The 16278-nt window shown below is 45.3% G+C and carries 10 protein-coding genes; 7 read left to right on the forward strand and 3 right to left on the reverse strand.

All coding sequences use genetic code 11. The features are described from left to right. Positions 1-17 precede the first annotated feature (17 nt). From AAEY83_RS02535 to AAEY83_RS02545, 3 genes are all read left to right on the forward strand, one after another. Positions 18-2063 (forward strand): hypothetical protein, encoded by a 2046-nt coding sequence (locus AAEY83_RS02535; protein ID WP_025646628.1) that lies wholly within the window; start codon positions 18-20, stop codon positions 2061-2063. 167 nt (positions 2064-2230) lie between these two features. Next, on the forward strand, positions 2231-7537 hold the full coding sequence (locus tag AAEY83_RS02540) for a DUF11 domain-containing protein (RefSeq protein ID WP_025646627.1): 5307 nt from the start codon (positions 2231-2233) through the stop codon (positions 7535-7537). A 41-nt stretch (positions 7538-7578) separates the two neighbouring features. Beyond that, complete coding sequence (locus tag AAEY83_RS02545; RefSeq protein ID WP_025646626.1) at positions 7579-8481, forward strand: hypothetical protein; 903 nt, start codon at positions 7579-7581, stop codon at positions 8479-8481. Between the two features lie 93 nt (positions 8482-8574). Here AAEY83_RS02545 and AAEY83_RS02550 read toward each other — a convergent pair whose 3' ends face one another. The 3 genes from AAEY83_RS02550 to glnA all read right to left on the reverse strand — a co-directional run bounded on the left by AAEY83_RS02550 (position 8575) and on the right by glnA (position 11690). Beyond that, positions 8575-9021 carry a hypothetical protein gene (locus AAEY83_RS02550; RefSeq protein ID WP_025646625.1) on the reverse strand — a complete coding sequence of 149 codons (447 nt, stop codon included), beginning with the start codon at positions 9019-9021 and terminating at the stop codon, positions 8575-8577. A 321-nt stretch (positions 9022-9342) separates the two neighbouring features. Continuing rightward, positions 9343-9999, reverse strand: a complete 657-nt coding sequence (locus tag AAEY83_RS02555) for a DUF4124 domain-containing protein (RefSeq protein ID WP_198013351.1) — start codon at positions 9997-9999, stop codon at positions 9343-9345. 281 nt (positions 10000-10280) lie between these two features. Next, positions 10281-11690 carry a type I glutamate--ammonia ligase gene (gene glnA, locus AAEY83_RS02560; protein WP_025646623.1) on the reverse strand — a complete coding sequence of 470 codons (1410 nt, stop codon included), beginning with the start codon at positions 11688-11690 and terminating at the stop codon, positions 10281-10283. Positions 11691-12639: 949 nt separating this feature from the next. Here glnA and AAEY83_RS02565 point away from each other — a divergent pair. From AAEY83_RS02565 to AAEY83_RS02580, 4 genes are all read left to right on the forward strand, one after another. Then, positions 12640-13263 carry an anthranilate synthase component II gene (locus tag AAEY83_RS02565; protein ID WP_025646622.1) on the forward strand — a complete coding sequence of 208 codons (624 nt, stop codon included), beginning with the start codon at positions 12640-12642 and terminating at the stop codon, positions 13261-13263. Between the two features lie 74 nt (positions 13264-13337). Then, positions 13338-14468, forward strand: a complete 1131-nt coding sequence (trpD, locus tag AAEY83_RS02570) for an anthranilate phosphoribosyltransferase (protein WP_037059512.1) — start codon at positions 13338-13340, stop codon at positions 14466-14468. Positions 14469-14539: 71 nt separating this feature from the next. After that, complete coding sequence (gene trpC / locus AAEY83_RS02575; RefSeq protein WP_025646620.1) at positions 14540-15403, forward strand: indole-3-glycerol phosphate synthase TrpC; 864 nt, start codon at positions 14540-14542, stop codon at positions 15401-15403. An 86-nt stretch (positions 15404-15489) separates the two neighbouring features. Continuing rightward, a complete protein-coding gene (locus tag AAEY83_RS02580; RefSeq protein ID WP_025646619.1) occupies positions 15490-16221 on the forward strand; it encodes a Smr/MutS family protein in 732 nt (243 codons plus the stop codon). Positions 16222-16278 lie beyond the last annotated feature (57 nt).

Below are 16278 nucleotides of genomic sequence, written 5' to 3' on the forward strand. Positions count from 1 at the left end.
TACCTTTGGAGTAATACATGAAATCAAACACTTTTAATTATAGCTTGCTTGCTGTTGGCGTCGCAGCTGTGCTCGGTATGAGCACGACTGCTAATGCAGTAGAGACCGATAAGACATCAACGAGTGTAGAGATTACTAACAAAGCTAGCGCAAGCTATAACGTTAGTGGTCAGTCGCAGCCTGTGGTTGAATCCAATGAAGTTAAGATAACGGTAACAGAGCAAACATCCTTCTCATTGGTTCCTGCTGCCACTAACACTGAAAAAGAAGTAGCGCCTAATGGGTTTGTTCAGTTTACGCATACTTTGACCAACACGGGTAACCGCACTGATAACTATGCTATCACGACGCCAGCAGCTCCAGACGGTTATGACACAGCGAATTCTACTGTCTCCTATAAAATATATAACGAGAATGGAGTTGAAGATACAGCTCGTACTGTAAATAATGCGCCCTATGGTGCCTCTAGTGGCAGAGTATTTCCTTTAGAAAAAGGGCATTACATTATATTTGTTATCAATGCCAAAACCACTGGTAATAAAGGTGGCGAAACCAAACCATTAGAAATCTCTGCGGTTAGTTCGTTGTTAGGTGAAGGTGAAACACTCGTTAATACTGATACCTCTTTTACAAGGCTTCCTACCTTTAATATCGTCAAAACGCTTATTAATGGTTTAGACCTCAATGATCTTGCTAATGATACAGCTACTTATAGAGTTGTCGTCACCAACGATGGCAACACTGCATTTACGACTGATGCGACTGATATTGCTATTGCAGATATTCTACCCGATGGTCTAGTAATGGCAGAGGCACTAACACTAGCCAATATCAAACCCAGCTCTACTGCGACTACAGGCACTATCGATTCCAGTAATGCGGGTGCTGTAGACAGCGAAGGCTTTAATATTACTGGTGTTAATATCCCTGTAGGCCAAAAAATAACTATTGAATTTAAAGTCAAAAAAGGACCAGGTGCACTCGATCCTGCAACCGCTATCAATCACGTGACCGTGACTGATGACCTAGACAACAACGCTGCTACTGACAACACGCTTATCGATAGTACAGAGACTAGTAGAGAAGAAAAGATTAGTGCGTTCTATCCTACTACCGAGATTAATAATCTCAATGGTCAGACACCAGCCAGCCCAGGTGATGACTCAACACTGCCTTTATCCTTAGCGACTATTCAGCGAGCTCTAACGCTAACTGGCCCAACGTTCAGAGAGATTGCACCGACTTCAGGTACTCTCGGTCAAGTGACTCATGCAACAGTCATTACCAATACCGGTAAAGACATCGAGGGCAGTAAAGCTGGGGAATTAACTTTTACTATCACTGACGACGATGGTACTCCGCCAGATCAAATTAATATAGTTCCTACTAGCGTCACTGTCACTTATTATCCAGATGGTAACGACACCACAACACCAACAGTAATAGATCAAACTATTACCGCTGTTGATGGTGTTTATGACCTCTCTACTGCTTTACCTGGAGGCATAGCCCCTAATGGTACCGTTACTATTAAATATAACGTGTCATCAGCCGATGCAAAAATATTTACACCAGTAGACTCTACTACACCTACATTCGAAAACACTATTGTTACCTTGATTCCAGGTAACGAAGGCGCGCCTCAATCGGTTTCAGTCACTGATAAAACCACTGTTCGCGGCCTAACATTGCTGAAAACACAAGCGATAAACGCCGATTGTGTGGGTACACCCGCTGATGCAGACTTCGTCCGTACAGAAATTAAAAACGTTTCGCCTGGTCAGTGTATTGTTTATAAGATCCAAGCGAAAAACACATCTTCTGCTGACGCGACTTCTCCTACAGGCGCAGGTTTTAATATTACAGGTGTAATTATCTCAGATGAATTCTCTAAATTCTCGAATGAGGCTGATTATGTAGAAGATTCTATAACGGTTACTAGTGGTACAAAGAGTGATACTGGAGCTGCGCTTACGAATACTATTGATACGTTAGCACCTCAAGCAACTGAAACCATGCAATTTAAAGTCAAAATCAAAACTGCTAGGGTGGTTACTCCCTAGGTTGGTTACACCTACACCATAATTTTATTTTAGATTAAAACTATTACCTTAAACTGAATTTTCACTCTATAAGTATCTGCGGGTACTTATAGAGACCTTCTCTGGCTTCTGATTTAATTAAGCTAGGAGAGTTTCACCCCCATTTTGTTTTATTGGATAAGCGACACATGGCTCTATCTATTATGACACCGTCTAATCGTATTGCCTTACGTACAGCGAAGATATCTGCGCTGTCGTTTGCTATGTTGCTTATGCAATCAAATATCGCCATCGCAGCCGATGATATAAACCCAAATCTACAGATTATCAATAATATTGCTAACGCAAGCTATAACGTCAATAATAAAACTGACGTCAGCCTATCTAGCACCTCTAACCAAGTGCAAGTCAAGTCTTCTGCTCTGCCTGAGTATGGTATTGAGCTGACCCAACCTCTAATACAAACTGTTGAGCCTGGTACTACTGTCAACTGGATAAACGTCCTAAAAAACACCAGCTATAGTAATCAGACTGTCGAGCTGAGCCTTGACGTTGCTCCATCGCTTTCAAATGTCAAAGTCTATCAAGACCTAAATAACAACGGCATCATCGATGGTGAAGATAGCGAGATTATCTTCGATAACTTAACCGCGCAGATCAAGCTGGGTCAAAGCGAGAATATTGAGCTTATCGTTCAAGCTCTATCAGATGCGAATGGCGACAGTGGCGACACCGCTGATATCAAAATCGGCGCTGTGGTATTGGAAGACGAGTCGATAACCGCTTCGGCTGTCGACAGCTTAGTTATCGTTGAGCCTGAGATTAACTTTACGACCCCCAATTTCGATGGCGACAAGTCCACCTCACAGCTTGGTAGTAACGTCTATATCGAAGCCAGTTACGCTCAATGTAATGTGCAGCTAGATAAACCCGATCAAGTTTGGGTCACTATCACCTCTTCACTAACAGGCGATAAGTACTCCTTAAAAGCTATCGAGACTGGTAACAGTACCGGTAAATATCAGCTATCAGCGCCTACCCAGAATAACGCTAATGCTATCGATGACGACATCATCCAGACCCTACAGGGCGATACATTGACAGCGGCTTTAGATGCTTGTATTAAAGCAGACGGTACAAAAGAAGAAATTACTAATAACCTCAGTAGCAACCTTGATATCGTTGACGATAATCCTACCTTAGTCGTCACCAAAGAAAGTGAAGTCAAAAGTGCTGAGCTTGGCGATTATGTCAGCTACACAATCAATGTAACGAACAATGGTAGTACTACTGCTTATGATGTCGAGCTAAAAGACGCCCTACCGCGCGGTTTTGACATGGTATCGAACAGCGTTCGTATCGACAAAAACAATACCGACAACGGTGTCGATATCAACCAGCCTCAGAGCACTGAATTTAGCGCTGAAGGAAAATATCAAGTCCTTAATTTAGGGAACTTGGATGCTAATGAGACTAAAGAGATCACTTATCGCGTATTGGTCGGTGCTTCTGCACTAGGCGGCGACGGTATCAACCGCGCTATCGCTGTAGCCAATAACGAGCAAGGCCAAAGTATTGTTTCAAGAGAAGCACAGTGGCAGATCGAAGTTGAGCGCGGCGTGATGAATACTGACGGTATTATCATCGGTAAGGTCTATCACGATATCAACCGCGACGGCATCCAGCAAAAAGAAAATGGCGAGCTTGGCGTGGCAGGCGTGCGTATCTATATGGAAAACGGCAACTTCATCGTTACCGACCCTGAAGGTAAATATAACTTCTATGGCGTCAGTGCCAAGACGCACGTGTTAAAAGTCGATCGCACCACTATTCCAAACGCTACAGAACTAGTGCTTCAAAGCAACCGTAATACTGGCGATGCTGGTAGCCGTTTCGTCGATTTGAAATATGGCGAGCTGCACCGTGCCGATTTCGGTATCGTCGGCGGTATGGGTGATAGCACTGAGCGTCTAAACGAAGAGCTCATCGCTCGTAGTAAGTCTATCAGCGCAAAAAATAACGCGCTTGAGCAAGCGATTAAGAGCAAGCTAGATCTAGAGCCTATCTACGATCGCGATTACGATGACAACGTCGATGCCAGCGGCTGTAAGTCTAACGACGCGCTAGATCAAGGTATCCAATGTGATTCAGCTATCGTCAATGAGATGGTCAGTCCAGCTAACGAACGTATCGACCTAAAAGTCAATACTATCACTCAACCGAAAGAAAAAGTACTCGAAGAGTTTCTAAAAGAGGTTGCTAATAACGATGTTGCCTTTATTAATCTAAGCGAAGGCCAGCAGCTCAGCAGCTATAAGCAAATGGTACAAGTACAAGCGCCACTCGGCTCTCAGTTTACTTTATATGCCAATGGCAAAGCAGTATCTGAGCAGCAAATCGGTAAGACCGCCGAGCAGAAAAAACAAAACGTCACCGCCTTTGACTACTATGCGGTAGATCTCAAGCGTGGCCGTAATACCTTGCGCGGTGTAGCCACTGATATCACTGGCCAAGTCATCTCCGAGCAGAGCATAGAAGTAGTCACCCCTGATAGCCTGCAAGCCATCGATTATCGTACGCAAACACAACTGATACAAGCCGATGGTGTCAGCGAATATCAAGTCGTCATCAGTCTAAAAGACCGTGACAACCGTCCTTATATTGCTTCTACCCCGATCACCATCGATACCAATATCGGCCGTATCAACCTAAAAGACAGCAACAAAGACCAAGCGGGCACTCAGGTCACCGTCAGCGGTGGCGAACTACTGATTCCAGTGATTGCACCAAGTGCACCAGGTAAAGGTGAGCTGGTCATCGACACGGGTAGTACCAAGCAAATTATTCCGCTACAGTTTACCGCGCAGCTACGTCCGCTGATCGCGGTCGGTATCGTCGAAGGTGCGATCTCGCTTAAAGACTTTGATGGCGGCAGCATCACAGATGCTCAAGGCGCCTTTGAAAAGGAGCTACACGAGTTTTCGGGTAATGATGATTACTCAGCGACGGGCCGTGCCGCTATGTTTCTCAAAGGCAAGGTGCGTGGTGATTATCTATTAACCCTGGCCTACGATAGCGACAAAAAAGGCGAACGCCTGTTCCGTGATATCGAGCCAGGTGAATACTATCCTGTCTATGGTGACTCATCGGCCAAAGGCTTCGATGCGCAGTCGACCAGCAAGCTCTATGTACGCTTGGATAAAGGCCGCTCGTTTGCCATGTATGGTGACTTGAAGACTGACGTGACAGACGACGAAGGCATTAAGCTTGGTCAGTACAACCGCACTTTGACCGGTGTCAAAGCACAGTACGAAGACGACAACACTCGTATTACAGCCTTCGCTGCAGAGACCAGCTCATCACAGCGTGTCAACGAAACTCGTGGCCTTGGTATTTCAGGCCCTTATCCGCTCGCAGAAAACTTTGACGCGGTACTTGAAAACTCTGAGACCATCGAAGTCATCACTCGCGATGCCAACAATCCTGGACTTATCGTGCGCCGTGAGACCCTCACGCGTTTTGCGGATTATGAGATTGACCCAATCAGCCGCAGCTTATTTTTGAAATCGCCTATCGCTAGCCAAGACTTAGCGGGTAATCCTATCTATTTACGCGTCACGGTAGAAGTCGACGAAGGTGGTGACGATTATTTGGTTGGCGGCGTAGCCGTTAAGCATCAGCTTACGGATAAAGTCGCTATCGGCGGCAGCTATGTCAACAGTGATGATCCGCTAAATAAAGAACAGCTTGCTAGTGTTAATACCGTTATCAAGATGAATGACAAGCTAAAGCTGGTCGCTGAATATGCAATGAATAAGGCTGATAATCCAAACTTCCAGCCTAGCAATCAGATCAATGCTGAAGAACTAGATATTCAAGACGCTGACGGCGATGCGCTACGCGTAGAGCTGGATTATGATGACAAGAAAAACACTCGCGCCAAAGCGTATTATAATGACACGGATGAAGGCTTTGTCACTGGTGCTTCTCCGCAGACTGCTGGTCGTCAAGAGTCAGGCTTTGAGGTTGCGCATCTCATCAATGACAAAAAGACCGCGCTTAAGTTAGAAGGCGTACGCACCAAAGACCATACTACCGAAGCGAGCCGTCAAGGGGTGCTCGCGAGTATCGAGCAGCGCTTAAGCACTAATGTCGTCGGCGAGATTGGTGTCCGTTACTATAAGCAAGACGCGACAGCCGCCTCGCGCAATATTCAAGACGCGACCGATACCATTGACCCGTCTGACGATACTCTGTTCGATGATGATATCATTAACCAATCGGCACTTAGCGGTGTTAGTGACGCTGATAAAGATATTGAAGGTACGACAGCGCGCGCCCGTATTACCGCGCGTCTACCGAAGCTCAATAACTCGCTAGTATTTGCAGAATATGAGCAAGATATCGATAACAGCGAGCGCAATGCTACTTCTATCGGTGGTGAGACGCCGCTTGGTAATTTGGGCCGTTTATATGCTCGTCATGATCTAATCAATAGCCTATCTGGCAGCTACGGCCTTGACGATACCGAAGAGCGTCAACGCACGGTATTTGGTTTTGACGCCAACTACATGAAAGATGGTAAGGTCTATAGCGAATACCGTATGCGCGATGCGATCAGTGCTCGTGAAGCTGAAGCGGCTATTGGCCTCAAAAACAAATGGTACGTGCAAGAAGGCTTGACCCTTAATACACTGTTTGAGCGTGTTGAGTCTTTAGAAGGCGAAGAGAACAATACAGCGACTGCAGCTGGTGTTGGAGTTGAATATTTAGCACAAGAGAACTACAAGGCCTCAGGACGCTTAGAGAAACGTTGGGGCGAGACTAGCGATACGCTACTCGGTAGCGCTGGTATTGCTTACCGCTACACTGATGAGATAACTTTGCTTGCTAAAGACATCTACTCACAAGTAGATTATGATGATGGTGATCGTACTATCAATCGTTTCCAACTTGGTGCCGCTTATCGTGACTATGATAGTAATCAGCTCGATATGCTCGCCAAACTTGAATATCGTTTAGACGATAATAATATTAGCAACGATACGTATCAAAAAGATGCGATTATCTGGTCATGGAATGGTAACTATCACCCAACTCGCCCGCTTACCTTGTCTGGTCGTTATGCCGGTAAATATACTAAATTTAGTGCTGATGGCATCAGTAGCGATAACACTGCCCATGCTCTATATGGTCGAGGCCTATACGACTTAACTGAGCGCTGGGATATTGGCCTACAGGCCGGTACTTACTGGAATGAGCAAGCCGATGACATGTCCTACATGCTTGGCGCTGAAGTCGGCTACAGCCCGATGACTAACCTCTGGTTATCACTTGGCTATAACTTTATGGGCTTTGAAGATGACGACATCGCTTATGACGACACGACTCAGCAGGGCGCTTACTTTAGATTACGATTTAAGTTTGACGAAGACTTATTTAAAGGTAATGATACGAGCACTAACCCACGCTTAGATCCTAACTCTACCTTATAAGCCATCTAACATTACTTTTACCTTAATTTAAGGTCTGCTCTATGACTACTATAGTAAATAAACGCCCACCTTTGAGAGCAGCGATGCTCTCAATAAGTTTGTCATCCTCACTACTACTAGCACTAGGACTGACTACCCTTACCTCCGCACAAGCGGCTATCTCGCTCAATGAAAACGCGAAGATCAGTCCAGTAACAACTGCTAACTACTGCAACGATAACGCTGATAATAATGAGCCAGCGTCTCGCTATACCACCTTCCAAAGTCCTCGCCAGCGCGCAATCGCTTGTATGCAGTTACAGCTAAAAGAGTATCAGCTCGCTAGCATGAACGCCGAGCAGCAGTACTTTGCTTATAAGGCGCAGGCTTGGCTCAATTATGCCAATCACGAAGACAGTGTTAATAGTACGACTGCCGCTGGTGACTACGCTTTTAATGATGCACAAATGATTTTACAGGCTTTACAAGAGGGCCAAGAATATAAGCTAGATTTGATGACTGATATTCCTGAGACCTCAGCACTGATGCGCCCTGATCTTTGGGCCAATATTAGCGCCCTCAAAGATAGCGGCGGTATCGCTAGTGCGCCGCGCGAGCTTGCTTTTAGTGAGGTCAGTTTAGTGTGGGCTGCCGCAGACCACTGCGAGCATGGGTTTCGTAGCTCAGGCTCTCACTTTCGTATGGCGGATCGCTGGCTTGAGCAAGCGCGCGAAGCCTTTGTCAACGCCAATGACTCAGCCGCTAGTCTAGCGATGCAAGAGCTGGCAGTCAGCTATTATGAGCAGTACAAATCCTTAGATCCAAGCGATGATGTTTGCCGCGGACAAGTGCTGACTCCAGCTATGCCCGCCCCTATCTCGCTCTCCATAACTGATGCCGCTACCGCCGATCGAATTAACATAGCAAGTACCATCCCTAGTACCGAACCTATGGTCAGCTACTAAGTGACTGATTAGTCAGCTAATTGTTTAGTTCGCAGTCAAGTGCATCCCTTCTTACTCTATACTTCAAGCCCACTTAACTTGCTTTCAGTGGGCTTAACTATAGTCAGTCTTTAGCTCTACCCTTGAGCACTTCTGCTGCGAACTAACAGTATCCGTTTCACTGTCAGTATTCGCTCTCTTATCAGCCTCAATACTTAGTTGATACTGAATGTGAGCTAGGTCATCTTCGACTGTCTCATAGTCGATCTGTACCGCAAAGAACAGCTTGGCTAAAAACTCCTGCGCTGTAAAACGCCCATCAATATAACTGCCATCCAGCCCTAAATAGGGGTTCGACAATACGTGCCGCAAGCGCTCGCAGGCAGGTAGAGTATGCTTGGACGGATAACCGAGCATGCGGGTGATGTGTTGTGGACGCAGCTTAAGCTGATGTATTTGCTGAATGATTTGCAAAGCTAGCAGATGACGCGGCTGGTAGTCGCGAGTATATACAGAAGAGCAGCTATACTGGGTAGCTGCCAAGTGAGAGCTGGTGGGCATGGTGTACTCCTGCAACTCCGACAATAAATAATAAGGATTGTCATTATATGTTTTGACAAACAAATTAGGCACAGATGAGAGTGTCGGAGTACCAGCTCATGCGCTTTACCAGTATTATTTTATATCGTGCTGGAAGTTGCAAGATTGGTCACAATATTCATTATAAAAATAACATGACCAATCAATTAAACCCACGATAGATTTATTAAGAATAATAGCACACCATTAATGAGTAGTTCAATGATAGCCGCGCTGACAATTAAATTGAATAAGAAAATAAAACCCAGTTCACTTCAGTTCAGCACACTTCAGCCCAGTAACTTATTGGCTATCGTTATTGATACTGTCTTTTTGACGAAGTTTTAGTAACAGTTTTTGTTGCCAAGGCAGTTGCTGATAGGCTTGCAGCTGCTGCGCAAGTTGCTTTTTTTGTCTTAATATTGCCGTGTTTTGAATGACATAAACGCTGCGGCTAATTCGATTGACAACCTGTCCTGCGCTGTTTTTTATTATCGCCTGAATCGTATGCTCTCCTGGGTTGAGGTCGATTGTAGCGATAGATGCGGTTATGCCTTGCGAGATCAAAGTATCATCTAGATAGATACTGATGCTATCACCGGCTTGCAGCGCTGGGCTCAGTTGTAAATTCACGGTGATAATTTGTCCTGGACGCTGATAAGCGCGCTCAGCCTTTGGCTCAATCATAGTCAACTGGTAATTGACGGCGGTTTGCAGGGTCGGTTTTGGTACTGCTGCCGGTTGACTGGTCTGCTTATTATTTACGCTAGTATCTGCACGGTTGCCGCTAGCAGCATTAACGCTACTGCTATTGCTAGTAGTGCTGCCAGTACTGATACCCGTTTGGCTGATCTGCTTGTCCGCTTGCTGCTCATACGACTGCGGACTATCGGTAAAGGTTACTTGCCCGGTACGCTCATCAACGACTTTATAAATAGGAGCCGCATGAGCCGCTAGCATAAAACTCCCAACCGTTGTTATAGTAAAAAACGTCAGCAGACTTATTGCTGATTGTTTTATCACAAATTTTTGTTTCAGTATGGTCGTCATAGTCGGTTAGCCTAGATAATAGTGATGGTTATTATTATGCTTTATTGTTTAGGCCATTACCGTAATTGCTTTGAAACGATGAAAAAACGATATAAATTTAAGACTCTCCAATATGTCTGAACAAAAAAACCAGCCAAGATTACCTTAGCTGGTTTTGCTTATCTTAATTGGTTGCGCTTATCAGCTAGCTACTAGCAGCTGTAGTACATGTCAAACTCAACAGGATGCACAGTTACGTTCAGACGTTGTACTTCTTCTTCTTTCAAAGCAATAAACGCTTCTAGCATGTCTTTAGTGAACACATCGCCTTTTAACAAAAACTCGTGGTCGTCTTTTAGCGCCTGTAGTGCAACATCTAGACTCTCTGCAACCGTTGGAATTTGTGCTTCTTCTTCTGGTGGCAAGTCATACAAGTTCTTGTCAGCCGCTTCACCTGGATGCATCTTGTTCTGGATACCATCAAGACCTGCCATCAATAGCGCAGCAAATGCTAAGTATGGGTTAGCTGTTGGATCTGGGAAACGCGCTTCGACGCGTACTGCTTTTGGACTGCTCACGTGCGGAATACGAATAGACGCTGAGCGGTTAGACGCTGAATAAGCAAGCTTGATAGGTGCTTCGTAATGCGGCACAAGGCGCTTATAGCTGTTCGTTGATGGGTTGGTAATTGCATTCAATGCACGAGCGTGCTTGATGATACCACCAACAAAGTACAATGCTGTCTCAGACAGACCAGCATACTCATCACCAGAGAAGGTGTTTACGCCGTCCTTTGAGATTGACATATGAACGTGCATACCTGAACCATTGTCACCAACGATTGGTTTTGGCATAAAGGTTGCTGTTTTACCAAACTGGTGCGCCACGTTATGGACAACATATTTCAACTGCTGAACTTCATCCGCTTTACGTACCATGGTGTTGAATGCAACACCAATCTCAGACTGGCAAGAAGCCACTTCATGATGATGAACTTCTACGCGGCCTTCACCAACGATTTCTTCGATGCGTTCACACATCACAGAACGCATATCATGCGAGCTATCGATTGGTGGGACTGGGAAATAGCCGCCTTTGACGCGTGGACGATGCGCCATGTTGCCCCACTCGTACGTCTCATTGGTTGACCAAGCCGCTTCTTCAGCAGTGATCTTGTGGCTCACGCCAGACATATCGACTGACCATTTTACATCGTCAAATACAAAGAACTCAGGCTCAGGACCGAAGTAAGCGGTGTCACCAATACCAGTCGACTTTAAGTACTCTTCAGCGCGGCGTGCGATAGAGCGTGGATCGCGATCATAGCCTTGTAGTGTTGATGGCTCGATGATATCGCAGGTCACGACGACTGTAACGGCATCAAAAAACGGATCAACAAAAGCGGTCTCTGGATCAGGGCGCAAGATCATATCTGACGCTTCGATACCTTTCCAGCCTGCGATGGATGAGCCGTCGAACATTTTGCCATCTTCCATCACCTCTTCGTCAACGCTATGCGCTGGAAAGCTGATGTGCTGCTCTTTACCGCGAGTATCGGTAAAGCGAAAATCCACCCATTTCGCATTTGAGGATTCGATAAGATCTAATAATTTATTCGACATGAATAGTCTCCGTTGGGGTTGTCAGGATTTGGTGATTACCATCTACTATCGTTTTTAGCATTCAAATTTGTTTCTAAAAAGTCGTTACCTATACCGCGATACTTATTTGACAAGCTACTATAACAAACTTTGCTATATCCTAAACTGCTTTATGTATAAATATACTAAGGCACTATTTTAACAATATCTAGGGCGTGTTGAACATTCACAAATGCGCACTGCTGATAGCTAAAATAGTTCTAGTCTAAGTGAAAATTGCAGGTAATGCTTATTGCATTGGTTAGATTTTCACAACGACTAGGGCGATTTTAGCATCAGCCCTAACTACAACAATAGGGACAGGACTATTTTTTGCCGCTTTATTGATAAAAATAGACGCTTAGAACGACTAAACTTACCATTTTTATCTGCAAATCGCCTAAAAAATAGTCTCTGTCAGTGCCATGGTCGAATGTTCAACACGCCCTAATCGATGCTGCTCAACTGTTATAAGATAATGCAAACAGCTGACTATGACAATAATTGTGCAACTGCTGTGCCAATATATACGTTAAATCATAATAAACAGGCATTTTGCCAGTGGATACGCCCTAAAACAAGCTAATTTATCATATTAAGAGGACAGCTTTCGCTTTTATCATTGTTCACCTTGTTTAAAAAAGCCTCTTTACAACGCAAAAACGCACTATAAAAGTGCTTTCTTGAATTTAGATGCCAAAACAGTGCAACTAATTAGTGATACAACTAATTAATAGTGCAGCTGACTATCTTCAATCTATACTATCTCTCCACGATAGCTATTTTTAAATAGACAAAGCGCATTGGCACCATTACTAGCCGATGCGCTTACGAGTTAATACCCTAGAAATTTGCTCGCGCAAAAAATAGTGGTAAGATAGCAAAGCGAAACACCAGCCGCAAACCGTCCATTTAATATGAGTAAACGCTAATGATTCTAATGATCGACAATTACGACAGCTTTACGTACAACATTGTACAGTACTTCGGTGAACTACAGCAGGACATCACCGTCTGGCGTAACGATCAAGCCACAATCGAGCAGGTCAAAATGCTGGCCCCTAAGCTTATTGTCATCGGTCCTGGCCCTTGCGATCCCGATCGTGCTGGTATCTCATTGGAGCTGATTGATACCTTTAAAGGTGTGATTCCGATATTAGGTATCTGCTTGGGTCATCAAGCTATCGGCCAAGCTTTTGGCGGTCAAGTCGTCAAAGCCGGCGCAGTCATGCATGGCCGCGTGTCCTCGGTTTATCATAACCACCAAGGCGTGTTTAAGGATTTAGCAAACCCGACTGATTTTACTCGTTATCACTCATTAGTTGTAGACAAAGCGAACCTGCCCGATTGCCTAGAGGTCACCGCTTGGACCCAAAACACTGATGGTAGCATTGAGGAGATTATGGGCGTGCGTCATAAACAATTCGCCATTGAAGGAGTGCAGTTTCACCCAGAATCAATCTTAAGTACAGCAGGCTACCAGCTGCTAAATAACTTTTTGCAAACTCATAATCTAGCAGTTTTAGACGCAGATGAGTTACCGCAAGTGGGTTAATAGCTGTCAATACGGATAGCTTGCTATTACATCCAATGATAATAAACAAAACACATAATAATAAGTGAGGTATCATGAGCGCCGAAAATACGACTGACTCCCTAACCCAAAGCACGCCAGAGCAGATTACCGAACTCTCAGAAGAGCAAGTGCACAAGTTGCTGACCTCGGCTTTAGATCGGATATTACAGCGGATTGATCTGACCTTTGATGAGATGCGCGAGGTGATGCTTATCATCATGCAAGGCAGATGTAGCGATGCTTTGATGGGTGCTATCTTGACTGGTCTACGAATGAAAGGCGAATCTATCGACGAGATTACCGCTGCTGCGAGCGCCATGCGTAATTTAGCGGCGAACATCGAGCCTAAAGGTTGCGATTATTTAGTCGACATCGTTGGTACTGGCGGTGATGGTGCAAATTTATTTAACGTCTCCACCGCCTCTGCCTTAGTCGCCGCTGCTGCAGGCGCACAAGTTGCCAAACACGGCAACCGCGGAGTTTCAACCAAATCTGGCAGCTCAGACTTATTAGAGCAAGCCGGTATCAGCTTAGCGCTAGACCCTGCCCAAGCGCTTAAGTGTATCGAAGATGAAGGGATTGGCTTTTTATTCGCTCCCAATCATCATAGCGCCATGCGTTACGCCAATCCGGTGCGCCGCGCCTTAAAAGCACGGACTATCTTTAATATTTTGGGGCCTTTAACTAACCCTGCTGGCGTGCCTAATCTGGTTATTGGTGTTTTTACCGCTCAGCTGTGTGAGCCGCTGGCTAAGGTTATGAAAAACTTAGGCGCCGAGCACGTGATGGTCGTCGGTGCCAAAGACGGTTTAGATGAAATTAGTCTTGCCACCTCCACTACCGTCGCTGAGCTCAAAGATGGCGAGATCACGGTCTATGAGATGATGCCAGAAGATGCTGGAGTGGAATCACAAACGCTTATCGGCCTCGATGTCGACTCTCCTGAGCAAAGTCTTGAGCTTATCAAAGCGGCTTTATCTGGTGAAGAAACTCATGACCGCTCTGTTATAAAAGCGCGTGATATGATCGCCCTCAATGCCGGCGCCGCTATCTATACCGCAGGGCTCGCGAGCAACTATCCAAATGGCGTCAGCCGCGCGCAGAAGGTGATCCAAAACGGCAGTGCTTTAACTAAGCTTAATTCCTTAGCCGCTTACACTCAGCAGCTCGCCGCGCAAGCTTAATTGTCATTTAGCTCCTACTCAATCGCTCTTATCTATCGTTTTAATTATTATCCCTAATTATGGATATCACCATGACTGCAAGTACCACAACCGATAGCAACATTCCCTCAGTGTTACAGCGCATTGTCGCCACCAAACAGCTAGAGGTAGCTGCCGCCAAAAAACAGCGCTCACTAGCACAGCTACAAGCCAAAGCTGAAAAGGACACGCAGCCTCGCCGCGGCTTTGCCAATGCTTTACGCGCAGCCGACATCGGGATTATCGCTGAGATCAAACGAGCCTCGCCTTCTAAAGGGATTATCAATCATAATTTCTCGCCCGCTTTATTTGCCCAGCAATACGAGCAGGCCGGCGCTAGTTGTCTATCCGTCCTGACCGATCGTGACTATTTTCAAGGCGATGATCAGTACTTATTGCAAGCTTATAATGCGGCAAGTCTGCCGGTATTACGCAAAGACTTTATGATTGATATCTATCAAATCTATGAGTCGTACTTGCTGGGCGCGGATTGTATCTTATTGATTATGGCTTGTCTTGACGATGCGCAAGCTGGTCAGCTACACGCGCTAAGCCTTGAGCTGGGTATGGATGTGCTGATAGAAGTTCATACGAGTGATGAGCTTGAGCGCGCGCTACAACTGCCACGCTCCAAGCACAATATCTATGGTATTAATAACCGCGATCTAAATACTTTTGAGGTGGACCTACAAAACACCCTAAAGCTTAAAGATAGTCTGATTAAAACCTTAGCTGACGATGATTCGGCTATAGAGCCCCTTATCGTTACTGAGAGCGGTATTCATAGCAACAATGATATCGAGCTGATGCTAGCGCAAGGTATTCAGCACTTCTTAATCGGTGAGCAGTTTATGAAAACCGATCATCCAGGACAAGCGTTACAATCCTTACTTGCGAGCGTCAATACACAAGCGTAAAGTACACCTACTTATAGCGCTGTGAGAGCACTGCAGCTTAAAAGCTTCCTTATTTATTTTATCAACAAAACAGACTTATACTTATTATGGCAAACTCTCTATTTTCAAAAGAAATGCAAGATCAGCTCAAAGAGCTCAAAGGACAACTCAGTAAAGGCCGTGATACCAATAGCCCTGAAGGCGAAAATCAAAAGCCCACTGAGCCTGTCGCTTTGCCAACGCAAAAGCAAGTCAAAAAGACCGTTAAACAAATGGACAGCGAGCATGTCGACGATGATAAAGTGCTGTTTATGCAAGCGATGCATGGTGTTCAGCAACTAGAAGACAAAAATGTACGCTCACCAGTCAAAGCGAATAAAGCCGGCAAACCTGACGCGGCGACCTTGTCGAAACGTGCTGCTGCGCAAGGCAACGAAGACGGTGATCTAAGTACTGGCCTATCAGATATGCAAGCGCTATTGAACCCAGTTGCGAGCGAAGCTTATCTCTCTTATAAGCAGCCAACGCTACAAAACAAAGTCTTCACTCAGCTTAAGCAAGGTAAGCTTCGTTGGTATGACGCGGTAGATATCCACGGCTGCACCATCGAAGAGGCGCGCGAAGCCATGACTCAGTTACTGGTGCAAGCTAAGCGAAATAACGAAACCATGGTAAAAATTGTCCATGGTAAAGGCTCTGAGGCTATCTTAAAGACTTGCGTTAATGGTTGGTTACGTCAGCTTCCAGAAGTGCTAGCGTTTTGTTCGGCGCCGCCAAAAGATGGCGGTAACGGTGCGGTTTTAGTACTACTAAAGAAACCTAAAGCAGATAGTGAATAAAGTATAAGTATGTTAATAGAGGACTGCCTAACGCGGTCCTTTTTTGTGACTGGTTTA

The sequence above is a fragment of the Psychrobacter sp. TB20-MNA-CIBAN-0197 genome, from assembly GCF_040309765.1.
Lineage (GTDB): Bacteria > Pseudomonadota > Gammaproteobacteria > Pseudomonadales > Moraxellaceae > Psychrobacter > Psychrobacter submarinus.